The organism is Chryseobacterium mulctrae (assembly GCF_006175945.1).
Lineage (GTDB): Bacteria > Bacteroidota > Bacteroidia > Flavobacteriales > Weeksellaceae > Chryseobacterium > Chryseobacterium mulctrae.
This window is the reverse complement of record NZ_VAJL01000001.1, coordinates 3,223,333-3,248,376: the sequence shown is the minus strand read 5'-3', so window position 1 is coordinate 3,248,376 and position 25,044 is coordinate 3,223,333. Positions and strand designations below refer to the sequence as shown.

Annotated in this window: 19 protein-coding genes and 3 pseudogenes; 13 read left to right on the top strand and 9 right to left on the bottom strand. The window is 34.1% G+C overall.

Annotated features, from left to right (window positions below; translation table 11 throughout):
* Position 1 precedes the first annotated feature (1 nt).
* Both FDY99_RS14945 and FDY99_RS14940 read left to right on the top strand, forming a co-directional pair.
* The gene (locus tag FDY99_RS14945; protein ID WP_139422579.1) at positions 2-1,024 is read left to right on the top strand and encodes an alpha/beta hydrolase; all 1,023 of its coding nucleotides are present in this window, start codon (positions 2-4) and stop codon (positions 1,022-1,024) included.
* A gap of 224 nt (positions 1,025-1,248) precedes the next feature.
* Positions 1,249-3,090, top strand: coding sequence for a carbon starvation CstA family protein (locus FDY99_RS14940; protein WP_185148734.1), 1,842 nt, complete (start codon positions 1,249-1,251; stop codon positions 3,088-3,090).
* Positions 3,091-3,236: 146 nt separating this feature from the next.
* Here FDY99_RS14940 and FDY99_RS14935 read toward each other — a convergent pair whose 3' ends face one another.
* Positions 3,237-5,570, bottom strand: coding sequence for an ATP-dependent helicase (locus FDY99_RS14935; protein ID WP_139422577.1), 2,334 nt, complete (start codon positions 5,568-5,570; stop codon positions 3,237-3,239).
* A gap of 215 nt (positions 5,571-5,785) precedes the next feature.
* Here FDY99_RS14935 and FDY99_RS14930 point away from each other — a divergent pair, with 215 nt between their 5' ends.
* The 3 genes from FDY99_RS14930 to secG all read left to right on the top strand — a co-directional run bounded on the left by FDY99_RS14930 (position 5,786) and on the right by secG (position 9,669).
* Positions 5,786-7,099 carry a M16 family metallopeptidase gene (locus tag FDY99_RS14930; RefSeq protein ID WP_139422575.1) on the top strand — a complete coding sequence of 438 codons (1,314 nt, stop codon included), beginning with the start codon at positions 5,786-5,788 and terminating at the stop codon, positions 7,097-7,099.
* A 55-nt stretch (positions 7,100-7,154) separates the two neighbouring features.
* Positions 7,155-9,200, top strand: a complete 2,046-nt coding sequence (locus tag FDY99_RS14925) for a M16 family metallopeptidase (protein WP_139422573.1) — start codon at positions 7,155-7,157, stop codon at positions 9,198-9,200.
* 124 nt (positions 9,201-9,324) lie between these two features.
* Positions 9,325-9,669: a preprotein translocase subunit SecG gene (secG, locus tag FDY99_RS14920; protein ID WP_074229936.1), complete on the top strand. Its 345-nt coding sequence runs from the start codon at positions 9,325-9,327 to the stop codon at positions 9,667-9,669.
* Between the two features lie 51 nt (positions 9,670-9,720).
* On the opposite strand, the pseudogene FDY99_RS14915 reads toward secG, so the two are convergent.
* Positions 9,721-10,559 (bottom strand): annotated as a pseudogene (locus FDY99_RS14915) (glycosyltransferase family 2 protein).
* A 2-nt stretch (positions 10,560-10,561) separates the two neighbouring features.
* Positions 10,562-11,173 (bottom strand): recombination mediator RecR, encoded by a 612-nt coding sequence (gene recR / locus FDY99_RS14910; RefSeq protein WP_139422571.1) that lies wholly within the window; start codon positions 11,171-11,173, stop codon positions 10,562-10,564.
* A 167-nt stretch (positions 11,174-11,340) separates the two neighbouring features.
* On the opposite strand from recR, the gene FDY99_RS14905 reads away from it, so the two are divergent.
* The 5 genes and pseudogenes from FDY99_RS14905 to FDY99_RS14885 all read left to right on the top strand — a co-directional run.
* Positions 11,341-11,943, top strand: coding sequence for an LURP-one-related/scramblase family protein (locus FDY99_RS14905; RefSeq protein WP_139422568.1), 603 nt, complete (start codon positions 11,341-11,343; stop codon positions 11,941-11,943).
* Positions 11,944-12,012: 69 nt separating this feature from the next.
* Positions 12,013-12,504, top strand: coding sequence for a hypothetical protein (locus FDY99_RS14900; protein ID WP_139422566.1), 492 nt, complete (start codon positions 12,013-12,015; stop codon positions 12,502-12,504).
* A gap of 76 nt (positions 12,505-12,580) precedes the next feature.
* Positions 12,581-14,026 carry an aminoacyl-histidine dipeptidase gene (locus FDY99_RS14895; protein WP_139422564.1) on the top strand — a complete coding sequence of 482 codons (1,446 nt, stop codon included), beginning with the start codon at positions 12,581-12,583 and terminating at the stop codon, positions 14,024-14,026.
* Positions 14,027-14,241: 215 nt separating this feature from the next.
* A complete protein-coding gene (locus tag FDY99_RS14890; protein ID WP_139422562.1) occupies positions 14,242-14,706 on the top strand; it encodes a GNAT family N-acetyltransferase in 465 nt (154 codons plus the stop codon).
* Positions 14,707-14,719: 13 nt separating this feature from the next.
* A pseudogene (locus tag FDY99_RS14885) lies at positions 14,720-15,085 on the top strand (LOG family protein); the annotation flags it as partial.
* A 221-nt stretch (positions 15,086-15,306) separates the two neighbouring features.
* Here FDY99_RS14885 and FDY99_RS14880 read toward each other — a convergent pair.
* Positions 15,307-16,599: an IS91 family transposase gene (locus tag FDY99_RS14880; protein WP_228423886.1), complete on the bottom strand. Its 1,293-nt coding sequence runs from the start codon at positions 16,597-16,599 to the stop codon at positions 15,307-15,309.
* Positions 16,584-17,465 carry a tyrosine-type recombinase/integrase gene (locus FDY99_RS14875; RefSeq protein WP_228448715.1) on the bottom strand — a complete coding sequence of 294 codons (882 nt, stop codon included), beginning with the start codon at positions 17,463-17,465 and terminating at the stop codon, positions 16,584-16,586. Before FDY99_RS14875 ends, FDY99_RS14880 begins: the two co-directional genes overlap by 16 nt.
* A gap of 140 nt (positions 17,466-17,605) precedes the next feature.
* On the opposite strand from FDY99_RS14875, the pseudogene FDY99_RS14870 reads away from it, so the two are divergent.
* Both FDY99_RS14870 and FDY99_RS14865 read left to right on the top strand, forming a co-directional pair.
* Positions 17,606-17,824: pseudogene (locus FDY99_RS14870) on the top strand (LOG family protein); the annotation flags it as partial.
* Positions 17,825-17,896: 72 nt separating this feature from the next.
* A complete protein-coding gene (locus FDY99_RS14865; protein WP_139422560.1) occupies positions 17,897-18,889 on the top strand; it encodes a GTP pyrophosphokinase in 993 nt (330 codons plus the stop codon).
* Positions 18,890-18,956: 67 nt separating this feature from the next.
* Here FDY99_RS14865 and FDY99_RS14860 read toward each other — a convergent pair whose 3' ends face one another.
* The gene (locus FDY99_RS14860; protein ID WP_139422558.1) at positions 18,957-19,286 is read right to left on the bottom strand and encodes a 2Fe-2S iron-sulfur cluster-binding family protein; all 330 of its coding nucleotides are present in this window, start codon (positions 19,284-19,286) and stop codon (positions 18,957-18,959) included.
* A gap of 104 nt (positions 19,287-19,390) precedes the next feature.
* The gene (locus FDY99_RS14855) at positions 19,391-20,446 is read right to left on the bottom strand and encodes an NAD(P)/FAD-dependent oxidoreductase (RefSeq protein WP_072952612.1); all 1,056 of its coding nucleotides are present in this window, start codon (positions 20,444-20,446) and stop codon (positions 19,391-19,393) included.
* Between the two features lie 154 nt (positions 20,447-20,600).
* Between FDY99_RS14855 and FDY99_RS14850 the strand changes: the two genes are divergently transcribed.
* Positions 20,601-21,371 carry a DUF3108 domain-containing protein gene (locus tag FDY99_RS14850; protein ID WP_139422557.1) on the top strand — a complete coding sequence of 257 codons (771 nt, stop codon included), beginning with the start codon at positions 20,601-20,603 and terminating at the stop codon, positions 21,369-21,371.
* Between the two features lie 1,206 nt (positions 21,372-22,577).
* Here FDY99_RS14850 and FDY99_RS14845 read toward each other — a convergent pair.
* On the bottom strand, positions 22,578-23,222 hold the full coding sequence (locus FDY99_RS14845) for a response regulator (RefSeq protein ID WP_139422552.1): 645 nt from the start codon (positions 23,220-23,222) through the stop codon (positions 22,578-22,580).
* Complete coding sequence (locus FDY99_RS14840) at positions 23,219-24,958, bottom strand: sensor histidine kinase (protein WP_139422550.1); 1,740 nt, start codon at positions 24,956-24,958, stop codon at positions 23,219-23,221. The genes FDY99_RS14845 and FDY99_RS14840 overlap by 4 nt, the downstream gene beginning before the upstream one ends.
* Positions 24,959-25,044: the final 86 nt, after the last annotated feature.

Sequence of the window (25,044 nt, the reverse complement as noted above, 5' to 3'; positions counted from 1 at the left end):
TATGAGAGCATTCCACTCAAACACAAAAAATGATAGGTTTTTAAAGAACCTATTTTTTTTATTCCTATTGACAATTTCCACGTTTGGATTTTCACAAAAACAGAAAAGTACACTTCTTTTTGAGCACGCCAATGTCTCAGAAAATATTGTTTACAAAACCGATGAAACGGGTAAAGATATTAAGCTTGATATTTACCGTCCGAAAAATACAGAAAATAAACAACTTCCTGTTGTGATGTACGTTCACGGTGGAGCTTGGGTTGAAGGTGACAAAATCATTACAGCCGATAACTATGTTGAAAATACCATTTTAAAACTTTTAGAAAAAAACTATGTTGTTATCAGTATTAATTATCGTTTAGTTACAGAAAATATTCATTTTCCGGCACCGATTCAGGATACAAAAGATGCGGTAAGATGGGTTCGCAAAAATGCTGATAAATACAATCTTGATGAAAACAATATCGGAATGTGGGGCGTTTCTGCAGGCGCACATCTTTCGCTTTTAAGCGCTTATACTCAGGATAAAGATTTTGTGGGAGATTCAGAACTTTCAAAATATTCGGCAAAAGTAAATTATGTGGTTGATAATTTTGGACCGACTGATATGAACAGGCTTCTTCATACCCGTGCTCCAAAACCACTTTTGTTAACTGTAGGTTTAATTTCAAAAAAAATTATTGATATCAGAAGTAAACTGATCAAAGGAATAACTGGTTTAGACGGTAAAGAAAATAAAAAAGAAGTAGTAGAATTTTGTAAAACGATTTCTCCTCTACATTATACTCAAAATACGGTTCCAACTTTAATTTTGCATGGCAACAAAGATAAAATTGCACCTATAAGACATTCTAAAAGACTCAACAAAATGTTGAAAAAGCAGAAAACCACTCATGAATTAATCATTGTAAAAAAAGGTAATCACGGGTTTTCCACAACAGAAAAAGCTTATCAGGAGGAACTTAACAAAGCAATGGTCGACTTTATTTTATCTCAGGAAAAAGCTAATTTCGTCAATCATTAGAAAATCAATATCAGAATATAGTTTTTCAAAAAGAAGCAATAAACAACACTTTAAAAATCAAATATTTAATTTTAAAATAGAAATATATCACTTATTATTTCGCTAATTTGATATACATATTGATAAATTTTATATAGAAAATAATTACCTTGGTCAAACGCTTAAATTATTCATAATAAAAAAGCAAAAATATTAATTATTTACTCACATAAAAGAAAAACAATATGGAATTTCTAAATGGAATTAATGCATTGACCTTAGTATTCACATCCCTGCTTATCTTTGCGATTGCTTACCGTTTTTACGGAATTTATTTAGCCAATAAGGTTCTCCGTTTAAATGACAAAAACACAACTCCCGCTGTAGAATTTGCTGACGGAAAAGATTATGTTGCGACCAATAAAAATGTTCTTCTCGGACATCACTTTGCAGCGATTGCAGCAGCAGGACCATTGGTAGGACCGGTTTTAGCAGCTCAATTCGGATATCTTCCCGGAGCAATCTGGATTTTAATTGGCTGTGTTTTAGGAGGTGGAGTTCACGATATGGTGGTACTTTTTGCATCCGTAAGACACAAAGGACAAAGTTTGGCAACCATTGCATCCAAAGAAATCGGAAAAACTACCGGAACGGTTGCAGGTTTTGCCATTTTATTCATCTTAATTTTAACACTTGCCGGACTTTCTTTAGCCTGTATTAATGCAATGCACGAAGCATCATGGTCATTATTTACTGTGGTTATTACGATGCCGATTGCGATTATCATGGGATTGATTATGCGTTACAGAAAAAACTCGGTGACTTTTGCTAGTATTTTGGGCGGTGTCCTTTTAATTGCCGGAATTATTGGCGGGCATAATTTAATGCAGAATGAAACGATGAACAATATGTTTACATGGGACATTACAACCATTTCTATTGCAATTCCATTATACGGATTTTTGGCTTCTGTATTGCCGGTTTGGCTGCTTTTAGTTCCGAGAGACTACCTTTCAACTTATTTAAAAATCGGAACGATTATCATGTTGGCCATTGGAGTAATTGTGATTCATCCAACCATTCAAATGCCTGCTTTGACTGAATTTATTAACGGAGGAGGTCCCGTAATTGGCGGTCCTGTTTTACCTTTTATCTTTATTGTAATTGCATGTGGAGCGATTTCAGGTTTCCATGCGGTAATTGCTACAGGAACGACTCCAAAAATGCTGAACAGAGAAAAAGAAATTTTATTTGTAGGTTACGGAGCGATGCTTGTAGAAGGTTTTGTAGCATTAATGGCTTTGATTGCAGCTTGTACTCTAATGCCCGGAGATTATTTTGTCATCAATACACCAAAAGAAACGTATGATGCATTTTTAGCTACTCATCCAAGTTTACATGGTGTTGAAATTGATTATTTTTCTGAAAGAATAGGAATTGATTTACACGGAAGAACCGGAGGAGCTGTTTCTTTAGCTGTGGGAATGGCTCATATTTTCAATAAAATTCCTTACATGGATCAGCTGATGGCGTATTGGTACAATTTCGCGATTATGTTTGAAGCGGTATTTATTTTAACCGCAATTGATGCAGGAACGAGAGTTGGAAGATTTTTCTTGCAGGAAATGTTGGGATCTGTTATTCCTAAATTTAATGATAAAAACTGGACTCCCGGAATTATCATCAGTAGTTTATTGTTCACATTTGCTTGGGGATATTTGGTTTTTACCGGAAATGTAAGCAGCATTTGGCCACTCTTCGGAATCAGCAATCAGTTGCTCGCAGCCTGCGGTTTGATTGTCTGTACCACAATGCTCATTAGATTAAATCGAGGGAAATATGCGCTTTGCTCAGCAATTCCAGGAGTTTTCATGGCGATTATTACATTTTGGGCTGGCTACATTCAGGTGATTGATATTTACATTCCAAAACAGCAATACTTATTAGCAACGTTAGCAGTTGTAGCAATGGTTTTAATGCTTGTTGTTTTCGTTGGTGCGTTTAGAAAATGGTATCAGTTGTTAAAAATTAAAACTTCACATACTGATTTTTATGGCGAGACGGTTAAAGAATTGGTGGAAAGATAACCTAATTCTCTTGTCTTAAAACAAAAGAATCAAAAATTTAAGACTTGAAAACTTTTTCTAAAATTTAAAATAAAGAAGACATAATAAATATTATGTCTTCTTTATTTTAATCTTATGAACAAATTCTAATTATATTTTTTATTGATTTAAATCTTCGTCAGTTTAGCATATTTCAAAATCAAATTCTTCTCGCCTTCGTGTAAGAAAACGACTTTTGCTTTGATATTTTGCGGATCGGTTCCATCTAAGAATTTCACTTCTCCAATTCCGAAACGGTCGTGTCTTACCTTGTCTCCAACCTCGATATCTTGTGACGAAGCTCCGCTTGGATTGATAATCCTTGCATTACTTACCGGTTTTAATTTTTTAGGCTCAGCAATTGGTTTATCATTTTCGGTTTTAGAGATTGTTTTCTTTTCTATCTTTTTAAAGCTCTTCATTTCAGAAGGATGCTCGTCAAAAATATTGGAAGTAATCCCTGCATTATTAATAAACCTCTTCTCAATTGCTGGATTCAAATATTCAATATATTCTTCATCTACTTCACTTAAAAATCGTGAAGGTTCGGCATCAGTAATTTTCCCCCACTGAAAACGGGAAACTGCATAAGAGAAAAACGCCTGTTTTTCAGCTCTTGTCAAGGCAACGTAAAACAAACGTCTTTCTTCCTCTAAATCTTCTCTGGTTGCCGAACTCATAAAACTTGGGAAAAGATTTTCTTCTAATCCAACTAAATGCACAACCGGAAATTCAAGACCTTTTGAAAGGTGAATCGTCATTAAAGAAACCATATCTTCCTCGTCATCTTTTCTTTGTGTATCAGCGGAAAGCGCAATATTTTCAAGAAAATTCGGCAAACTAGGATCACCATCTTCTATCTGCATCTGTTCTTCAATGAAACCCTGCATCGAGTTCATTAATTCCTGAACGTTTTCTACACGCGAAATTCCTTCCGGAGTTTGGTCGTCTTTTAAAAATTTAATCAAACCGCTTCGCTTTGCCACTTCCATCGCAACACTGTATGCTGTTTCTGTTTTAAGCAAAACCTGAAACGCTTTAATCATCGACCAAAAATCACTTAGTTTTGTTAAAACTCCATTATTAAATTTCAATTGCGGAGCATAAATCCCCAAATTGTCTAACACTTTAGACACCGGAAGATTTTGTGAATCTGCAAAAACAATTAATTTATTTTGAGTGGTTTCACCAATTCCTCTGGTCGGATAATTGATGATTCTCATCAAAGCTTCCGAGTCATTTTCATTCACTAAAAGTCGAAGATAACCAATCAAATCTTTCACCTCTTTTCTTTGGTAGAAAGACAAACCTCCATACACTTTATAAGGAATATTTTTACGTCTTAAAGAGTCTTCAAAAGCCCTTGTTTGAGAATTGGTACGATATAAAATCGCAAAGTCGCTGAACTTTCTCTGCTCCCTGTTTCTCAGTTCCCAAATATTTCCGGCAACAAAATTGGCTTCATCAGCATCGGAAAGTGAGCGGTACACTTTAATTTTTTCCCCTTCCTCATTTTCACTGAAAACATTTTTCTTGAACTGCTGAAGATTTTTCGCAATGACAACATTTGCTGCATTAACAATATTTTGCGTTGAACGGTAGTTTTGTTCCAAAGAAACAGTCACCGCATCAGGATAATCTTTTTTGAAATTTAAAATATTATAAATATTCGCACCACGGAAAGAGTAAATCGACTGTGCATCGTCTCCTACCACACAAATATTTTCAAATTTTGAAGCTAAAGCTTTCACAATCAAATACTGAGAGTGATTCGTATCTTGGTACTCATCTACCAAAATATATCTGAATCTGTCCTGATATTTTGCTAAAACTTCGGGAAACCTTGTTAAAAGTTCATTGGTTTTCAACAATAAATCATCAAAATCCATCGAACCATTTTTGAAACAAGCTTCTACATATTTTTCATAAATTTTTCCGATGAATTTCATGTTGGCTTTTTCGTCAGCTTCCATTAATTCGGGATTATTATAATATGCTTTTACGGTAATCAGGTTATTTTTATAATTGGAAATTCTTGACTGAACTTTTTTAGGTTTATACAAATCAGCATCAATATTCATGTCTTTCAGAACTTTTCTGATCACATTCAAAGCATCCTGTTGATCGTAAATAGTAAAGTTGGAAGGATAACCCAAATAATGCGCTTCACTTCTCAAAATTCTTGCAAAAACAGAGTGGAAAGTTCCCATCCAAAGACTTCTCGCATTGCTCTGTCCTACAACTTTCGCAATACGTTCTTTCATTTCTTTCGCAGCTTTATTGGTAAAAGTTAAAGACAAAATATTGAAAGGATCTACTCCATTGGTAATCAAATGCGCAATACGCATCGTGAGTACACGTGTTTTTCCGGAACCTGCTCCTGCAAGTACCATCAAAGGTCCCTGTAAAGTAGTAACGGCTTCAAATTGTGATTCATTCAGTCCTTTCAAATAATCCTCCATGCTGCAAAAAAATTTTGGATGACAAAATTAGTGTATTATGAGGAGAATTCAAATTTGTATTTAATTTCCATTACTGAAGTAAAACTGAATAAAGTTTTAGAACCAAAATCTGACGCTATAAATTCAACCATTACCTAGAATTCTTAAAAAAATATTAAAAATTTTGTAACAATAAGTCTAATTTTACAACTCATTGACAAAACAATTTCTATTTTATGAAAAAACGACTTCTTAGTGTTGCAGCTGCTGCCTTTTTTGGAGCAATGCTGAATGCACAACAAATCAAATTTGAAGAGTATGATTTACCAAACGGTCTACACGTAATCTTACACCAAGATAATTCTGCACCGGTAGTAACAACAGGTGTAATGTACCATGTAGGAGCAAAAGACGAAGTAGTTGGAAGAACAGGTTTTGCACACTTTTTTGAGCACCTTTTATTTGAAGGAACTCCAAACATTAAAAGAGGAGAATGGTTTAAAATCGTTTCTTCAAATGGTGGACAAAACAACGCAAACACAACAAACGACAGAACATATTACTACGAAACTTTCCCTTCAAACAACGAGCAATTGGGACTTTGGATGGAATCTGAAAGACTTCGTCATGCGGTAATCAACCAAGTTGGTGTAGATACGCAAAGAGAAGTTGTAAAAGAAGAAAAGAGATTGAGAATGGATAACCAGCCTTATGGAAATCTTTTCACAAACGTACAGAAAAACTTATTTACAAAGCATCCTTATCATTGGTCTACAATTGGATCTATGGATGATTTGAATTCAGCTAAACTAGATGAGTTCCAAGCTTTCTATAAAAAATATTACGTTCCAAACAACGCAACTTTGGTTGTAGCAGGAGATATCAAACCTGAGCAAACAAAAAAATGGATTCAGGAATATTACGGAGCAATTCCTAAAGGAACGGTTTATCCTAAAAACTTCCCGAAAGACGAGCCTATCACAAAAGAAAAAGAAGTTACAGCATACGATCCTAACATCCAGCTTCCTGCTTATGTTTTTGCATACAGAACACCGGGTAACAAAGAAAAAGATGCTTATGTTTTAGATATGCTTTCTTCTTATTTAAGCAACGGAAAGTCTTCAGTTTTATATAAAAAATTGGTAGATCAGGAGAAAAAGGCACTTCAGGTAGCAGCTTTCAACCAAGGTCTTGAAGATTATGGTATTTTCGCATTCTTTGCAATCCCGATGGGATCAACATCAAAGCAGACATTACAGACAGACATCGATGCTGAAATCAAAAAACTTCAAACGACTTTAATTTCTGACGAAGATTATCAAAAACTTCAAAATCAGTACGAAAATCAGTTTGTAAATGCAAACTCAAGCATTCAGGGAATTGCAGCTTCATTGGCTACAAACCACGTATTGATGGGAGATACAAACTTAATCAACAAGGAAATCGACATTTACAAATCTATTACAAAGCAGGATTTACAGAATGCGGCTAAAAAGTATTTAAATTCTAACCAGAGAATCATCCTTAACTACTTACCTGAAAAAAAGTAATCGTATAAAAAACTTCGTGTTTTAAATATGATTATAAATTTTTAAATTTTTTACAATGAAAAAACAATTGACCTATATAGCCGTAGCATTTTTATTCTCAGGAATGCTTTCTGCACAAAAAATTGATATTAACGCAATGCCGAAACCAGGACCAACTCCTGAGATTAACATTGCAAAACCAAAAACTTTTCAGCTTAAAAACGGAATGACCGTAATGGTGGTTGAAAACAACAAATTACCAAGAGTAAACGTAAGTCTTTCTATGGACAGACAGCCTTATTTTGAAGGTGATGTAACCGGAGTAAGCGAAATCATGGCAGATCAGCTTGGTAATGGAACTACGACTTTAAGCAAAGACGCATTCAACAAAAAAGTAGACTTTTTAGGAGCTAACTTAAACTTCTCTACTGGAGGAGCTTCTTCAAACTCTCTTTCAAAATATTTCCCTGAAGTTTTAGGTTTAATGGCTGATGCAATCATCAATCCTAAATTTTCTGCTGACGAAATTCAGAAATCTAAAGACAGAGCTGTTGAAGGTCTAAAATCTTCAGAGAAAAGCGCAGATGCAATTGCTTCAAGAGTTTCTAACGCATTAGCTTACGGAAAAAACACTTCAAGAGGTGAATTTGAAACAGAACAGTCTATCAACAAAATTCAGTTAGCTGATGTTCAGAATGTGTATAAAAAATATTACGCTCCAGACAATTCTTATTTGGTAATTGTTGGTGATGTAAAATTTGACAAGGTAAAACCAATGGTTGAAAAAGCTTTCAACAACTGGAAAAAAGCTGACACAAAATTCCCAGCTTTAGAACCGGCTTCAAATGTAGCTAAAACTGAAATCAATGTAGTAGATGTTCCTTCTGCAGTACAATCTGTAGTTTCTGTAGGAAACCTGAACACATTGAAAATGAAAGATCCTAATTACTTCCCTGCAACAATTGCCAACTACATTCTTGGTGGTGGTGGAGAAGCTAGACTTTTCATGAATCTTCGTGAGAAAAACGGATTCACTTATGGAGCTTATTCAGATATGAGCGCAAGCAAATATTCTCCTTCTTTCTCTGCTGAAGCTAGTGTAAGAAACGAGGTTACTGATAAAGCAGTAAAAGAATTTATGAACGAAATCAACGGTATTTCTACTGTAAAAGCTGACGAACTTGCCAATGCTAAAGCTAAATTGAAAGGAAGTTTCATCATGGCATTAGAGCAGCCTGCAACTATTGCAAGATTTGCAGTTAACCAAAAAGTTCAGGACCTTCCGGCTGATTTTTACACTAACTATTTAAAATCTATTGATAAAGTAACTGCAGCAGACGTTTCTAACGCAGTAAAAGCAACTATTTTACCAAACCAAAGCAGAATTTTCATCGCTGGTAAAGCATCTGAAATTTCTGAAGGATTAGAAAAATTAGGTTACCCTGTAAAATATTATGATGCATATGCAAATCCTGTTGCTAAACCGACAGCACAGAAAGTTGACGCAAGCGTAACAGTAGCTTCTGTTGTTGACAAGTACATTAATGCAATTGGTGGAAAAGCTAATTTGTCAAAAGTGTCTTCATATACAACGAATGCATCAATGTCTATGCAAGGACAAAACCTTGATTTCAAAATTGTTAAAGCTCAAGGTGGAAAAGAACTTCAAACAGTTTCTGCTGGTGGAATGACAGTTCAAAAACAAGTTTTTGATGGAAAAACAGGGTATTCTGAGCAAATGGGACAAAAAGTTCAGATGACTAAAGAAGAAATCGCTGACAACTTAAAAAATACTGAGCTTTTCGAAGAACTAGGTTTTGCTAAATCTGCAGATTACAAATTGACAGGAATTGAAAAAATCAACGGTGAAGATTCTTATGCAATCAAAGCTGGTGATAAAGCTTATTACTATAGCGTAAAAACTGGCCTTAAAACAGGTGAAAGTGAAACAGTATCTGCACAGGGACAAACGTTCACAGTTCCTACTACTTTTGCTGATTACAAAGATGTTGCTGGTGTGAAAATGCCTTATACCATCACGGTTAATCAAATGGGTATGGATATGGTGATGAAAGTAAAATCATACGAATTAAACCAAGCTAAAGATTCTGACTTCAAATAAAAATTAATATATTTTTAATGAAAACGGTAGCAACTGCTGCCGTTTTCTATTTTTAGCGTAAATCTTATTTTGTGGTTCGGTAAAAAAACATTAAATTTGCCCATTCAAAAAGATATTAAAATTAATGGATACTATATTTACACTATTAATGATTCTTATTATGATTGCCAGCGTTTTATTGGTAATCGTTGTTATGGCTCAAAACCCAAAAGGTGGCGGTCTTTCTAGTACATTCGGAGGTGCATCTTCTGCACAATTTGGAGTACAAAGAACTAATGATTTTATGGAAAAATCAACTTGGACTTTAGGAGCAGTAATCATCGTTCTTATCTTGATAAGCGTTGTTGTGACTGGTAAACCTAAGCAAGCAGCACCGGTAATTCCTCAAGCTCCAACTAAAGAAGCTCCAGCAGGAAAAGCTCCAGCTTCTCAGTCTTCGGCTCCGGTAAGTGTTCCGGCAAATAAATAAGAAATACTTTATTTAAGATAAAATGAAAGCAACTCGATGGAGTTGCTTTTTTTATTTGAGTTTAATCTTTTCTATTTTATGCCTTAGCTTCAAACCTGCTTTCATAAATGAATATTGTAGAGGTTTGCTTTGTCTATAATATTTATCAATAAAAATCTGCATTGCTCCGTAAAATCTTTCGAGGTACACCTCATCTTTCACCGTACTTTCACCCTTATGATGAAGGATAGAAGCTTTTCCGTAATAATAGTTTTGATAACTGTTATTCAACAACGTAAAACAAAGATCAATATCTTCACCATACATGAAATATCTTTCATCGAGGCCACCAACTTTTTCATAAATCTCTTTTCTAACCAGAAAAAATGCCCCGGTAATCACCTCCACTTCTGAAATCCCATGCTCTCCTACATCATTTCGGTAATATGATTTTGAATTTTTCTTTTTAAAATTGGTAAATAATTTTTCGAAAGAATTAATCATACCCGGAACTGAACGTTTACTTTCCGGAAGAAAATTACCGTTCGCATCGTGCATTCTCACCCCCAAACATCCAAAATTAGTTTTGGAATCAGCAAAATCTAAAATTTCATTTAAATAAAAACCTTCCAGTTCTGTGTCCGGATTTAAAATTAGTAAATATTCTCCAGTCGCTTTTTTTATCGCTTTATTATTAGCTTTGGCAAAACCATCATTTTTTTCAGAAGCAATAAAATGTATTTTCGGAAATTCAGGAATGAGATCCCCCATGAGCTGTCGATAGAGTTATTATCAATTACAATAACTTCATAGTCAATCTTACTACTATATTTTTCAATAGAAAGCAGGCAGTTTCTCAAAAGCCGAGTTACATTATAATTAACGATAATGATTGAAAGTTTTTTACTCATTTTTAATCCTTTTCGTTATATGGAAGCCTGTTTGTGATCGATCTGCCCAAAGAAATTTCGTCTGCATATTCCAGTTCATCACCCACAGAAATCCCTCTTGCAATCGTTGAAAACTCCACACCCGAATTTTTGAACTTTTTATAAATATAATAAGCTGTAGTATCACCCTCCATGGTAGCACTTAAAGCAAAGATAAATTCTTTTGCCAGACCATGTTGCAACTTTTTTTCAATACTAGGAATATTCAACTGATGAGGACCTACTCCTTCCATCGGAGAAATTTTCCCACCTAAAATAAGATATTTACCTCGGTATTTTCCGGTATTTTCAATAGCAATAACATCTCGTACATCTTCCACAATACAGATTAGTTCATTGCTGCGTTTTTCATTGCTACAAATTTCACAAATATCAAAATCTGAAAAATTGTGGCATTCTTTGCAGTATTTAATTTCATTCACCAGATTGATGATTGAAGTTCCCAAACTTGTTGCTCTAGAATGAGGCTGTCTAAGTAAATGAAGAGCAAGACGCAAAGCGGTTTTCTTCCCGATACCCGGAAGTCCGGAAATCTCTTCAATTGCTTTTGCCAATACTTTACTTGGGTAATCCATAGCACAAAAATAAGAATTATAGTTGTAAAACAGAAGAGTCAATGCGCATTTGCAATGATAACTTTGAAGGATAAAATTTCAATGGCAATCTCACCTTGCAGAATTATTCATAAATCTGAAAAAACCACTATCTTTGATCATCAAAATATTAAACAGAAATAAACTAAATGGTACTCAACAACCTTAATTATCCGCTGGATTTTAAATTTAAAATCACAACTTTGGCCAGCGATTTCAACATTACAGACAGGCAAGGAAATTACGTAGCTTATGTTCGTCAGAAAATGTTTAAACTAAAAGAAGACGTTATCGTTTTCAATGACGAAAGCAAAACTAAAGAACTTTTCAGAATTCAGGCAAACCAATGGATTGATTTTAATGCATCTTACTCTATTAAAGATACGATCGGAAAAAATTTCGGAAGACTTGCAAGAAAAGGAATGCGTTCTATATGGAAATCTTCTTACAATGTTTTAGATGAAGCTGATCAACAAAAATTTACCATTACAGAAGATAATGCGTGGGTGAAATTTTTCGACGGAATGGTTGGTGAAATCCCAATTATCGGAATGTTTACCGGATATTTTCTTAACCCGTCATACACCGTAAAAGGAATGGATGGAAAAGAATATTTTAAGCTAAAAAAAATGCCTTCGATGTTCGGAAGAAGGTTCCAGCTTGACAGACTTATTGATATTGATGACGAAGATGAAAGTTTAGTAATTTTATCTTTATTGATGATGGTTTTACTTGAAAGAGCAAGAGGGTAATTTGCTTTTAGGAACTAGCTTTTGGCTTTTGGCATAAAACTCGAAGCTATAAATTTAAAAAAATTAAAAATGAAATATTTTATCATTCTCTTTTCAGCCTTAACTTTAGTTGCCTGTAAAAAGGAAAAAGAAACCGTTCCAGATTCAAAACCAACAGACTCTCTGAATATTGTTCAGGATTCTGCTAAAACAACTCCTACACCTGAGAAAGTTTTAGTTGATGTATTTCCTTTCCCGAAAGAAATCAAAGAATGCTCTTGCTATTTTGCAAAAAACAAGGCAGATTTTGAAAATGAACAATACATTTACGCTGATGATGCAGGAAAAACTGCTTACATGAAACTCGACGGAAAAAGAATTGCTATGAATTTGATTTCTTCAAGCGATATGGAAGCTGGCGAAGACCTAAGTAAAGAAATTGAAAATGAGAATTATAAAATCTCTGTAAAAGGTAAAAAAATAAAACACGAAGAAGCTTTGCTTTTTGAAGGTACTTTAACCATTGAAAAACCAGACGGAAGCAAAACTAACATTCCTATTTATGGTGAATGTGGATGTTAATAGCAATTAGCAAAAATATTGCTCCTGAATTTCGGGAGCATTTTTTATTTCGTAATTTTGATAAAAATAAATTTTTATGGAACTATCCAATATAGAACCGCAGATTATCTGGAAAAATTTCTCCAAATTAAATGCAGTTCCGAGACCGTCAAAAAAAGAAGAAAAAGTAATTGCTTTCATTAAAGAATTTGGTGAAAATTTAGGACTTGAAACTACAGTAGATAAAGTAGGAAATGTGATTATTAAAAAACCTGCTACTCCGGGAATGGAAAACCGTAAATCAATTGTTATGCAGTCGCATTTGGATATGGTTTGCCAGAAAAACAACGATGTAAATTTCGATTTTGAAACTCAAGGAATCCAGATGGAAGTTGACGGAGACTGGGTAAAAGCAAAAGGTACAACTTTAGGTGCAGATAACGGTTTAGGAGTTGCAACTATTATGTCGATTCTTGAAAGTTCAGACATTCCACATCCTGATTTGGAGGCTTTATTCACAATTGATGAAGAAACAGGAATGACCGGAGCTTTAGGTTTAAAACCTGGACAATTGAAAGGACAAATCCTTTTAAATTTAGATACAGAAGAAGATGACGAGATCGATATCGGATGTGCAGGTGGAATTGATGTTACCGTAACCCAAAACTATGCAACAGAAGCATCTAACGGACAAATCGTAAGAATTGAAGTAAAAGGTTTACAAGGTGGTCATTCAGGAATGGATATCCACAAAGGTTTTGGAAATGCCAATATCATCATGGGCAGAATTCTTTACAAAGCTTTGGAAAATCAAAACGTTCAGTTGATTTCAATTGATGGCGGAAGTTTGAGAAATGCGATCCCCAGAGAATCTGTAGCTTTAATTTCTGTGAGAAATGCCGGTGAACTTATTGAAAATGTAACCAACGGAATTAAAAAAGAAATCTTAGAAGAGTTTGCTTCTGTTGAAGCTCATCTTCAAATTAATATTGAAAACTCTACAAGCTCAGAAAAAGCGCTTTCTGTAGAAAATTCAAAGAAAATTATTTTGGTTTTAAAATCTCTTCATAATGGTGTTTACAGAATGAGCCCGGATGTACAGGATTTGGTAGAATCATCAAACAACGTAGCAAGAGTAGAATTAAAAGAAGGTGGTCTGAAAATTTTAAATCTTTCAAGATCATCTGTTGATTCTTCTAAAGATTCGGTTGCTGAACAATTGAAGTCTGTATCAGAATTAGCCGGAATGAATGTAGAATTCAGCGGATCTTATCCAGGATGGAAACCAAAACCAGGTTCTGAGATTGTACAAGTTTTAGAAAAAATTTACACCGAAAAATTTGCAGAAAAACCACACGTTGTCGCTTGTCATGCAGGTTTAGAGTGTGGAATTATCGGTGCTAATTACCCAGAAATGGAAATGGTAAGTTACGGACCAACCATCAGAGGAGCTCACTCTCCTGATGAAAAAGCAAATATTTCTTCAACACAGAAATTCTGGAGTTTCACGAAAGATATTTTAGCGAATATTCCGTTGAAATAAGAATGTAATTTTTATATTGAAAATATCCAAAGTCTTTTGATTTTGGATATTTTTTGATTAATAATCTAGATTTTGGCTAAAGCCAATATGAATTTATTTTTATAGACGGGCTAAAGCCCGCCTCTATTGAATTCTAAAAGCATAATATAAAAGAAAATCGAACATCTCAGGATTTCCGTATTCAATTTTGTTTATTTTTGTTTAAACTCATTCAAATGAAAATCACAAGCCCCCATCAACTTAATCAAGAACAAAAAGAACAGATCCTGCAATTGTGGAATAATGAATATCCTGAAAAATTAGCTTATAAAAACATAGATGGATTTGAAAACTATCTTGAAAAACTCAATGAGGTCGATCATTTTCTTTTATTGAATGATGATGAAAAAATTCACGGTTGGGCCATAACATTTGAAAGAGAAAGTGAAACATGGTTTGCGATCATTCTTTCTGAAAACCTTCATGGTAAAGGTTGGGGAACGAAAGTTTTGAATGAACTGAAACGATATAAAAATGAACTGAACGGTTGGGTTATTGATAATAGCAATGACCAAAAACTTAATGGCAATTTTTACAGATCGCCATTAGAATTTTATCTAAAAAATGAATTTAAAGTTTTATCTGATGTAAGGCTTGAACTAGAGATCATGTCTGCCGTAAAAATCAAATGGAAAAAATAATTAACATATAACAATGAAAAGTATTACTTTATTTTGCGGATCAAGTTTTGGTTCGGACGAAATATATAAAGAACAGGCAACTTTACTGGGACAAACTTTAGCGAAACAAAATATCCAACTTATTTATGGCGGCGCCAATGTAGGATTGATGGGAGCTGTCGCAGACGGAGTTTTAAAGGAAGGCGGAAAAGCGATAGGAATTCTTCCCCATTTTTTGCAGTCAAAAGAAATTGCACATCAAAATCTGACCGAACTTATTTTGGTAGAAACCATGCACGAAAGAAAAACCAAAATGAATGACCTTTGCGACGGTGTGATCGTTCTTCCCGGAGGTTACGGAACTCTAGAAGAGTTTTTCGAAATGATTACCTGGGCGCAATAGCTAAGTTTTCGTTGCGTGCGAAGCACGAACAATGAAAACCCTGTTGAACGGAAGCTTCGGGAGCTTTTTTCAGCATTATGGGTTTACCGACGAAGGATTTTAAAGATATACAGGAGACTTTCAGAAAGGTCTCTTTTTTTGTGGGTGAATTTGATGGTTTTTCTTGGTTTTATCGTGTTTTCCTTCACTTTTAGGCATAAATACCCTTACCCAAAATGCTAGATTTTTGGCTTTTCAAAGTTTTGGCTCATCTCCAAAAACCAAAGGGGCGGACCGCGCAAATCGAACGTTGCAATCGTTACCAAATTCCCAACTTTGCAGCAACTACATTTCGGCTGAAAAGTTTTGGGTGGAAATTTTCCTTTGGGCTGAATGCCTAAATTCTGTTGCAGATTTTTTAGCTTCATTCGTTTCCATGTGCTGCTGAGAAAACCGTAATGGCGGATTTTCACAAATCTTTTCGGCAAAATATGCATCGCAAAACGGCGGATAAACTCCTCATGGCTCAAAACCATCTGCTTTTTGATGCCTTTTTGGCGGTAATCTTTGTACTCCAACGTTACATTTTCCGCATCAACTTTCCTGATTCTCTGGTTGCTGATCGCGATTTTGTGCGTATATCTTCCCAAATATTCCACCACAGATTTCGGGCTGCCAAAGGGTTTTTTAGCGAAAACTACCCAAGGTTTTTCCCAAAGTTTTTGTCTGAGTTTTTCATAAGTTTCTGCTTCATTTTTTCGGTTTTCAAATTGATTTTCATCATTTTCCGTCTGATTTTTATTACATTTTAATGATAACCGAACCTTCAGCTTCTCACAAAATTTAGCCCTGAAAACTTTGCTCAAAGCCTTTACAGGAAACAAAAAATTACCGTCGCTTCTGATGTTTTTCCAAACTCCGTTTTCATCCACGCCGCCACCCGGAACGATGCAGTGCAAATGCGGATGCAGACTCAGATTCTGTCCCCAAGTATGCAAAATAGCGATCATTCCCATTTTTAAACCTCGATTTTCACCAAAGGTTTGCAGCGTTTCCCAAGCCGATTCAAATAAAATATCATACAACATTTTCGGAGCATGAAGTGCGGTTTTGTTCAGCACTTCCGGAACGGTAAAAACCACGTGAAAATAAGGCACTGGAAGCAGTTCGGTTTCCCGGTTTTCAATCCATTTTTCGCGGTTTTTGCCCTGACATTTCGGGCAGTGCCGGTTTCGGCAGGAGTTGTAGCTGATGCTGATATTTCCGCATTCGTCACAAGCGTCAATATGACCGCCCAAAGCCGATGTACGGCACTTTTTTAACGCAAATAAAGTTCTTAATTGCCAGGAATTTAATCCTAAATTTTCTAGTTTTGAACCTAAAATATTCAACACATCTGCGACTTCGTATCGAGGTTGAGATTCAGGTTGAGCAGACTGTATTTTTGAGATTTCTAAACGTTGATTTTCATTAAATTTAAAGCTTGAATTTTGGCTTTTAACAAATTCAAAACCAACTACTTCGCTCTGCATTCCTCAAACAAAGTATCCAGTGGAGAGAAGAGTTTTTGGGTAGAAAGTTGGGCGATTTGAAGGTAAACGAGGGTCGTTTCGATGTTTTCGTGGCCGAGGAGATTTTTGATGCTCACAATGTTCATCCCATCCTCCAAAAGATGCGTCGCAAAACTGTGCCGAAGCGTATGAACACTCACTTCTTTCAATATTTTTGCCGTTTTTGAAGCCTGTTTCACCGCCCATTGTACGCCACGTTGCGAATATCTTGAATCGAATTCTCCACCTGCACGATTTGCTCGAGGTTCTCCAAAGAGAAAATCTTCCGGTTTTTCCGCTTCAATATATTTTTTCAAACCCCGAATCAAATGTTCCGACAAAGGCAAATAGCGGTCTTTTTTGCCTTTTCCCTGAACCACTTTCAGCTGTTTTCGGTAAAAATCCAAATCGCATAAACGGAGATTTCTGACCTCCAGACAGCGCAATCCGCAACCGTAAAGCAACCCGATTAAGATTTTATGTTTTAAAAGTTTACAGCATGACAACATCTGCCAAACCTCCTGTTTACTGAGCACAACAGGCAGTTTTTTCTCTTTTTTAATTTCCGGAAGACTTAGATAATCGTAGCTCAAACCTTCCGATTTCAACAGAAACCGAAGTCCGTAAACCGTGTGTTTAAAATACGATTGCGAGGGTGATCTTGATTTTTTCTGAAGGTAAAAAAGGTAATCGTGGATCTGCTCAGGATCCAATTCTGTCGGGATTTTCCCGAAATGCAGCGACACCGCCGCGACGTGTCTGGAGTAATTATTGAACGTGCTCTGACTGCGTCCCAACACCGAAACCGTACGTTCAAAACGGCTTAAAAGTTCTGTAAAACCAGGCACTTCGCGCTTTGCCTGATTGATGATTTTGTTTTCTCTGAGCTCGTCTAAACTCTTTTTTTTGTAGCCATTCTATTGATTTTTTAATTAACTTTACAAAGTAACTGATTTATGCGATTGGGAAAGCTACCGAAGGTTTAGTTCAACTTGGGCTTCATAAAAAACCAATTGCTATTCTGAATATCGACGGATTTTATGATGCTTTAATTAAACTGGTTCAGACAATGGTTGATAAAGGTTTTTTAAAACAAATCAATCAGGAAATGCTTTTGGTAAGTGATTCTATTGATGCGCTTTTAGAAAAAATGAGAAATTATCAGGCTCCGACTGTTGGAAAATGGATTTCAAAAGAGGAAGTTTAAAAAATTTTAAGCTTAATTAATAATTAGGAAATAATTATTAAAGTTTGTAGATTTAAATATTGACTAATTATTATGATAAATGATAATCTAAATAAAATACTAACTCAATATGAGGAAAAATCTCCTTTGTACTCTTCTTTTAGCTTTAAAGCAGAGAAGATATTAAGGAAGTTATGTAAAAATTTTTCGATACATCAGATCATAAGTCGGATAAAAACAAAAGAAAGTCTTGCACAGAAAGTCATTAAGAAGAATAAATACGAGAAGCTTGATGATATTACCGATATTTTAGCGCTGCGGATTATTACTTATTTCGAAGACGACATATCAAAAATAGAGGAAATCCTTAACAAAGAATTTAAAATTGACTGGGAAAATTCTATTGATAAAAGAAATATTGAAATTGATAAATTCGGTTACAGAAGTGTTCATTACATTTTACAACTTAATGATCACAGAGCACAAACTACAGAGTATGCAGAATATAAAGATATTAAATTCGAAATTCAAATTAGAAGCATACTTCAACATTCGTGGGCAGAAATAGAACACGACCTTGGGTATAAATCTTTTACTGAGATTCCTCAAAAAGCAAAACGAACATTTTACAGAGTAGCGGCATTACTTGAGCAGGCAGATATTGAATTTACAAAGCTAAAAAAGGAAATTAAGGACTTTGAAAATACTATTACTAAAAATTTAAAAAGTAAAGAAAAATCCATTGAAATCAATGAATCGACAATCATTGCGTTTGTAAAAAAAAATCAACTTTTGCGAGAAATTGAAAATGAAATCAAGAAAGCATTAAAACTTAATGAAAACCCTAAGTTCGATTCTACTTACATATCATCAAATAATTTCTCATCACAGCTTAAAGATTTAAAAATATTTGATTTAACACAGCTTGAAGAAAATCTTATTAATTACAAAGAGCAAATTAGTATCCGACAAATAGATTATTTAAAATCTTTAAATGAAAATGTTACAAATAGTAAAATAAAAATATCTTTAGTACAAGGCGCTCCAATAGTTTGGTTAATTGATTATCTTAAAAACAAGATATAAAACGTTAAAAACCAAAAAACTCCTAACGAAAATCTTCAGGAGTTTTTTTATGTTGTTTGAAATTTCTCTAAGGATAAGGAGCAATTGCTACAGCCAGACCTTCCATCGAAGGAACCATATGTAATTGGCAACCCAATCGGCTATTGCTTTCAACATGAAAAGCTTCGCCCAACATTGCATCTTCTTCATCGCCCATTGGATCTAGTCCCGGATCTTCCAATACATAAACCTGACATGAAGCGCACATTGCCATTCCGCCACAAACTCCGATGGTGCCTTCTTCTGCCAATTCATATGAACGGATAATTTCCATTAAATTCATGGACATATCCGTTGGAGCAACCACTTCGTGAGTAACACCTTCTCTATCGGTGATTTTTATATTTATATCGCTCATTTTAATAAATGTTGTTAGTTGATGGTTGATAGTTGATGGTTTTCAGAAATGTATTAGCTAACAACCGACAACCAGAAACTAAAAACTAAAAACTAAAAACCAAATTAGTCTATTTTCTTTACAACTGCTTTTTCAGCTTCTTTACGGCTTCCGTCGAAACCATCTACTCCACTTACGGTTGTATATTTTAAAACGAATTTTTTACCCGGATTTAATCTATTGTAAACACTCTGACACATCAAAGTCGCCTCGTGGAAACCACAAAGAATTAATTTTAATTTTCCAGGATAGGTGTTGATATCACCAATTGCATAAATACCGTCAATATTGGTTTGATAGTCTAAAGCATTGTTTACTACGATTGCATTTTTCTCGATATTTAATCCCCAGTTTCCGATTTCACCCAATTTTGGTGTCAATCCGAATAATGGAATAAAATAATCAGTTTCAATATCGTAAGGATCTTGTCCGTCAACTGCTACAGTAATTGCTTCTACTTTTCCGTCACCTTTAATTGCGGTAACTTCAGCAGGAGTAATCAATTTAATTTTACCTTGATTCTTTAAATCCTGAACTTTTTCTACAGAATCTAAAGCTCCTCTAAACTCATTTCTTCTATGTATTAATGTCACTTCACTTGCAACATTTGATAAGAAAACACTCCAGTCTAAGGCAGAATCTCCACCTCCGGCAATAACTACTTTTTTATTTCTGAAATGTTCCGGTTCTTTAACGAAATATTCAAGACCTTTTTCTTCATAATCTGCAACATTATCCATTGTAGGTTTTCTAGGCTCAAAAGTTCCTAAACCTCCTGCAATAGCAATAGCTTTACATCTGTGAACTGTACCTTTGTTGGTAACCACTTCAAACCACTCGTCATCTACTTTTGTGTAAGAAACTGCAGTTTCTCCTAAAGTGAATCCTGGCTGAAACTGTTTGATCTGCTCCATTAAATTATCTACCAATTCACCAGCATTTACAGACGGATAACCCGGAATATCGAAAATCGGTTTTTTAGGATACAATTCTGCCAACTGACCTCCCGGTTGAGGAAGTGCATCGATAATGTGACATTTCATTTTTAAAAGACCTGCTTCAAACACGGCAAAAAGTCCCGTAGGTCCTGCTCCGATAATCAATATATCTGTAGTGATCATAATATGATGATAATTTAATAATTAATAGCAGCAAATTTACTAATTTTAATGCGAAGCATATTTAATTATACTCAAATAAAAAACTGAGATTTATCAAAAAGACACAAAAAGCTGATAATGAAAAAATTGGCAGTGTTTTTGCAAAATTTATATTATGAAGAAGATACTCCACATTATTACCATATTCGCTTTCTTTTTAGGTTATTCCCAATTGACCAACGTAGCCGATGGCGAATCGATCTCCTTAAGAATACATTACGGATTTCTAAATGCCGGAACAGCAAATCTCACCACCCAAAAAGTCAATTACAGAGGAACTCCACATTTATATGTAAAAGGAACCGGACAAACGACTGGAGCTGTGAAAGCTTTTTTTAAAGTTGAAGATTTATATGAAAGTTATATTAATATCAATACAGAATTACCAAGTTTTTATGTAAGAAATGTGAAAGAAGGTAGTTACAGACAGCATTTGCAAACTGTTTTTAATCACGATAATCAAACATTGATTTTAACAGATAAAAAAACTCCTGCAAATGGTTCAAAGCTTATAAAATCTGTAAAAGGCGTACAAGACATGCTCTCATGTTTTTATTATCTGAGAAGTAAAACACCCGCAGAGCTGAAAGTAGGAACCATTATTAATATGAATGTCTGGATTGATGATGAAATGTTTCCTTTTCAGCTTAAAGTAACCGGAACTGAGAATTTAAAGACAAAGTTCGGAACTATTAATGCTTTAAAAATTATTCCTTCGGTAAAAAGTGGTAGGGTTTTTAAAGAAAAAGAAGGAGTAACAATGTGGGTAAGTAATGACTACAATCACATTCCTTTGTTACTGAAAGCTGAATTGGCCGTTGGCTCTTTAAAAGCAAGTATTGATGATTACAAGAATGTAAAATTTCCGTTAAAGTTTACAAAATAAAAAAAGCCTCCGGAGTTTCCAGAGGCTTATCAACCTAAATTAACATACTTGCGAAATTACTTTCCCAGGTATTTATGAAAAACTTTCCCTTTGCGTATTATACAAACCTTTTAACTTTGTAAATATCACTTAGGGTTTTATCATTTGTGTTTTTATAACTATTTTGATTGATTTTTAAGGCATCTTTTACAGAGCTTTTCAGCTCTGCAATGATGACACTTAGGTTAATCAATTGTGTTTACAGACTAAATAAGTTTTGGTTTTACTTTTTAGTATCGTTTTGCAGAGCTTTTCAGCTCTGCAATCAGACACTTTTTCTTTTCTCATCATGTATGTTTTCAAACCAACTTCAAAATTTAAAATTTCTATTATTGACATATTTTAAAATCCTGAACTTACTTTAGATTAATGTCTCAAAAAAATTGCCTTTAAAGAAATTCTTTTACGTCCATCTTTCATAGTGTAAAAATAGAAAGACATAGGGCTATCTTCACAATATTTATTGTAGATGTAGTTCGACCTAGTTGTAGATATTTATCTACAAATCATCATGGAGCAACAATGAATATAATCGACAAGCCTTCTGTGAATAAATCTTTAAAATAGATAGTAATAACGTAAGAAGTTGAGTAAATAAAAAATCCTCCGTAAAAATTCCGGAGGATTACCAACCTAAATTAACATGCTTTTGAAATCATTTTCTAGGGAGTAATATGGAAAAACTTTCCCAGTGCATATTACTTTTTTCAATTCCGCAATTAGTCACGGCTTTATCATTTGTGTTTTTATCAATATCTTTATTGATTATAAGGCATCTTTTACAGAGCTTTTCAGCTCTGCAATGATGACACTTAGGTTAATCAACTGTGTTTATAGTTATAATAAAATTTGGTTTTACTTTTTAGTATCTTTTCGCAGAGCCTTTCAGCTCCGCAATCAGACACTTATTCTTTTTTCATCATCTATGTTTTCAAACAAGTTCAAAATTTAAAATTCATCTTATTGAAGATTAAAAAACTCTGAACTTACTTTTTGATTAATGACTCAAAAAAACGTCCTTAAAAGAACTTCTTTTTTGTTCATCTTTCATAGTGCAAAAATAGAAAGATATAGAGCTATCTTCCCAATAAGTATTGTAGATGTATTTCGATATAGTTGTAGATATTTATCTACTACTATATTAATCTGAATGGGAAATAAGAAAGACTAATGATAATTTTTGATTAGATCTGCCAAATCAACTACATTCTCGATATGCAGTTTATCAAAAATTCTTTTTTTGATTGTACTTATGGTGTTCTGCTTTACGTTAAGATTATTTGCAATTTCTAAATTACCATATCCTTTTGCGTACATCTCTGCAATTTCCAGTTCTCTTTCCGTGAGTTTTTGTAAAGGGTTGATGATGTTACGATTCTGTAATGAATCTATTAATAAACCCTGCGTAATTGAAGAAATATATTTTCCGGTTTGATGAATTTTGAGAATCGCTTCTTTTATTTCGTTTTCTTCACTCAGCTTGCTGAGAAATCCGTTTGCTCCTGCATTAATATATTTAATAGACTGTGTACTTTCATCAACTCCTGAAAAAACTAGAATCTTAACTTCAGGTTTGATGCTTTTGATTTCAGAAATTATATTCAGGCTATTTCCGTCTGGGAAAATAGCATCTATTACAACAATTTCTATTTGCTGCATTTCAACAGTTTCTAAGACCTTCTGAAGTGTAGATGCATGAAAAACGCCTCCCTCAAAACCAATCTCCTCAATAAGAAATTCTACGCCCTGCCTTATGAGACTATGATCATCAGCAAGTAAAAAATTAATGGTTTTAGTATCTAGATTACTCATTTATTGACATTCAAATTAATTGTGAAACGCACTGTTGTACCTACGTTTTGCTCGCTGTCTACCGAGATATCCCCAGAATACAGCTCTACAATTTCCTTACATAAGCTCAATCCTAAACCCGCACCTAAGTTCTCTACATCTTCCGAAAGAACTCCTTGGTAATAGGGTTCAAATATTTTTTCAAGATCAGATTTTGAAATTCCAACTCCGGTATCTTTTATTGTGGTGATTAAAGCAACCGTATTTTCATCAACAGACTCTGCTTTTGTTATCACACGTATTTCTCCGTTCTCAGTAAATTTATTTGCATTGGCAAGTATATTCATAAAAACCTGATTGATCTTTGTATTATCAGAATACACCTCAATTTTCGGGTCTATACTTTCTTCAACAATAAACTTATTATTTCTTGTTTCAATATAAGGTTCTATCGAATTTAAGATAGAGGTTACTTCATTTTTAAGATTAAAAACCACCGGTATTAACTGGTTTTCTACATGTTGATTTTTGGTATATTCTAAAATCTGATTGGCCTGCATCAATAAGGTATTATTGGTAAAACTGATCGACTTTAAATATTCTTTAATACTGTCATCATTGGTTTTTTTATTGATTTTTCTGATGAAAATTCCAATAATCTTCAACGGCGAACGCAGTTCATGACTCAACATTCCCAAAATTCTGTTTTTAAAATTAAGGTTCTCTTTAATCTGCTTGTTGGCTGCATTGAGTTGGTTTTCATATACAAATGCGATTCTGGTCAAATACATTATTAATATAGACACAATAAACATCAAAACCATTGCTCCCAAAATCAGATTTGTTCTAATCTTATTGTTTTCAGAATTTTGTAAAGCATATTCTTTTTCAAGATCGGCTTTAGAATCTTTGATCGCAAAATCATAAATATTCATCACCCCATTACTATAAATAAGAAGTTTATTAAATATAGTATAAAATTTATTGTTGTTATTTTGTTTTCCGATTACCTGCACCTGCATTTTCTTTATTTCTCCGGTATAATAATTTTGAACAAGATTCATTACACTGTCTACATCAGCTTTTATAGCAGTTGCTTCAGGGATCTTTCCTTGCTTCACGGTAATAATTGTACTCTCTTTACGTACGTTCTCTTTCCCGGATATTGCATCTCCCAAACGTCCGAAAAGACCTTTTTTCTTAACCGTATCAGCAATCGTTTTTGTTTCTACTTGAAAATCATATTTATCCAAATTATAATTGCTCTCATACTTTTTCAGCGAAGGTAAAGGAGTGGGAGCTTTAAAATTTGATTGGGTAGAATATTGATAAGTAGAATCAACCAAAAGCTTCAGGTTTTTACTGCCTAAAGAGTCTTTTTTTTGAAATGATAATATATTTTTTAATTTAGGAAATTTAGCCTCATAGCTATTAATGTTGTCTAAATTTGCGCCTAATTTATCTAACGAAGCAAAATAAGAATCCAAATACTTTTTGTCAGCATTTACAAGATATTGCTGAAGAGAATTTTGAGCGTTTAAAAGCTCTTTTCTGGAGTTATCTGTTAATTTTTCAAGAGAATTTACTTCTTTTAACTGATTTTCAATGAATGCTAAATTCTTTCTATTGATAAATTCGTTATAAAAAAAGCCTGCAATGATAAGCTGTATCAATAAAATACAAAAGATAAGAGAGTAATGAACGATTTTTCTGAATCTAAAATTTAACGCTTTAGGTTGGCTATCTGTTGACTTCATATACATGTATTTAAAGCTTTTTTGCGATCAGTATCAGATTTGAACTCTTAGTTACAGACTGCAAAAATATTCTGGTATATTATCAT

Excerpts from the sequence above, each read along its gene's own strand:
- FDY99_RS14945 (WP_139422579.1), top strand. The coding sequence starts at position 2 with ATGAGAGCATTCCACTCAAACACAAAAAATGATAGGTTTTTAAAGAAC.
- FDY99_RS14940 (WP_185148734.1), top strand. The coding sequence starts at position 1,249 with ATGGAATTTCTAAATGGAATTAATGCATTGACCTTAGTATTCACATCC.
- FDY99_RS14935 (WP_139422577.1), bottom strand. The coding sequence starts at position 5,570 with ATGGAGGATTATTTGAAAGGACTGAATGAATCACAATTTGAAGCCGTT.
- FDY99_RS14930 (WP_139422575.1), top strand. The coding sequence starts at position 5,786 with ATGAAAAAACGACTTCTTAGTGTTGCAGCTGCTGCCTTTTTTGGAGCA.
- FDY99_RS14925 (WP_139422573.1), top strand. The coding sequence starts at position 7,155 with ATGAAAAAACAATTGACCTATATAGCCGTAGCATTTTTATTCTCAGGA.
- secG (WP_074229936.1), top strand. The coding sequence starts at position 9,325 with ATGGATACTATATTTACACTATTAATGATTCTTATTATGATTGCCAGC.
- recR (WP_139422571.1), bottom strand. The coding sequence starts at position 11,173 with ATGGATTACCCAAGTAAAGTATTGGCAAAAGCAATTGAAGAGATTTCC.
- FDY99_RS14905 (WP_139422568.1), top strand. The coding sequence starts at position 11,341 with ATGGTACTCAACAACCTTAATTATCCGCTGGATTTTAAATTTAAAATC.
- FDY99_RS14900 (WP_139422566.1), top strand. The coding sequence starts at position 12,013 with ATGAAATATTTTATCATTCTCTTTTCAGCCTTAACTTTAGTTGCCTGT.
- FDY99_RS14895 (WP_139422564.1), top strand. The coding sequence starts at position 12,581 with ATGGAACTATCCAATATAGAACCGCAGATTATCTGGAAAAATTTCTCC.
- FDY99_RS14890 (WP_139422562.1), top strand. The coding sequence starts at position 14,242 with ATGAAAATCACAAGCCCCCATCAACTTAATCAAGAACAAAAAGAACAG.
- FDY99_RS14880 (WP_228423886.1), bottom strand. The coding sequence starts at position 16,599 with ATGCAGAGCGAAGTAGTTGGTTTTGAATTTGTTAAAAGCCAAAATTCA.
- FDY99_RS14865 (WP_139422560.1), top strand. The coding sequence starts at position 17,897 with ATGATAAATGATAATCTAAATAAAATACTAACTCAATATGAGGAAAAA.
- FDY99_RS14860 (WP_139422558.1), bottom strand. The coding sequence starts at position 19,286 with ATGAGCGATATAAATATAAAAATCACCGATAGAGAAGGTGTTACTCAC.
- FDY99_RS14855 (WP_072952612.1), bottom strand. The coding sequence starts at position 20,446 with ATGATCACTACAGATATATTGATTATCGGAGCAGGACCTACGGGACTT.
- FDY99_RS14850 (WP_139422557.1), top strand. The coding sequence starts at position 20,601 with ATGAAGAAGATACTCCACATTATTACCATATTCGCTTTCTTTTTAGGT.
- FDY99_RS14845 (WP_139422552.1), bottom strand. The coding sequence starts at position 23,222 with ATGAGTAATCTAGATACTAAAACCATTAATTTTTTACTTGCTGATGAT.
- FDY99_RS14840 (WP_139422550.1), bottom strand. The coding sequence starts at position 24,958 with ATGAAGTCAACAGATAGCCAACCTAAAGCGTTAAATTTTAGATTCAGA.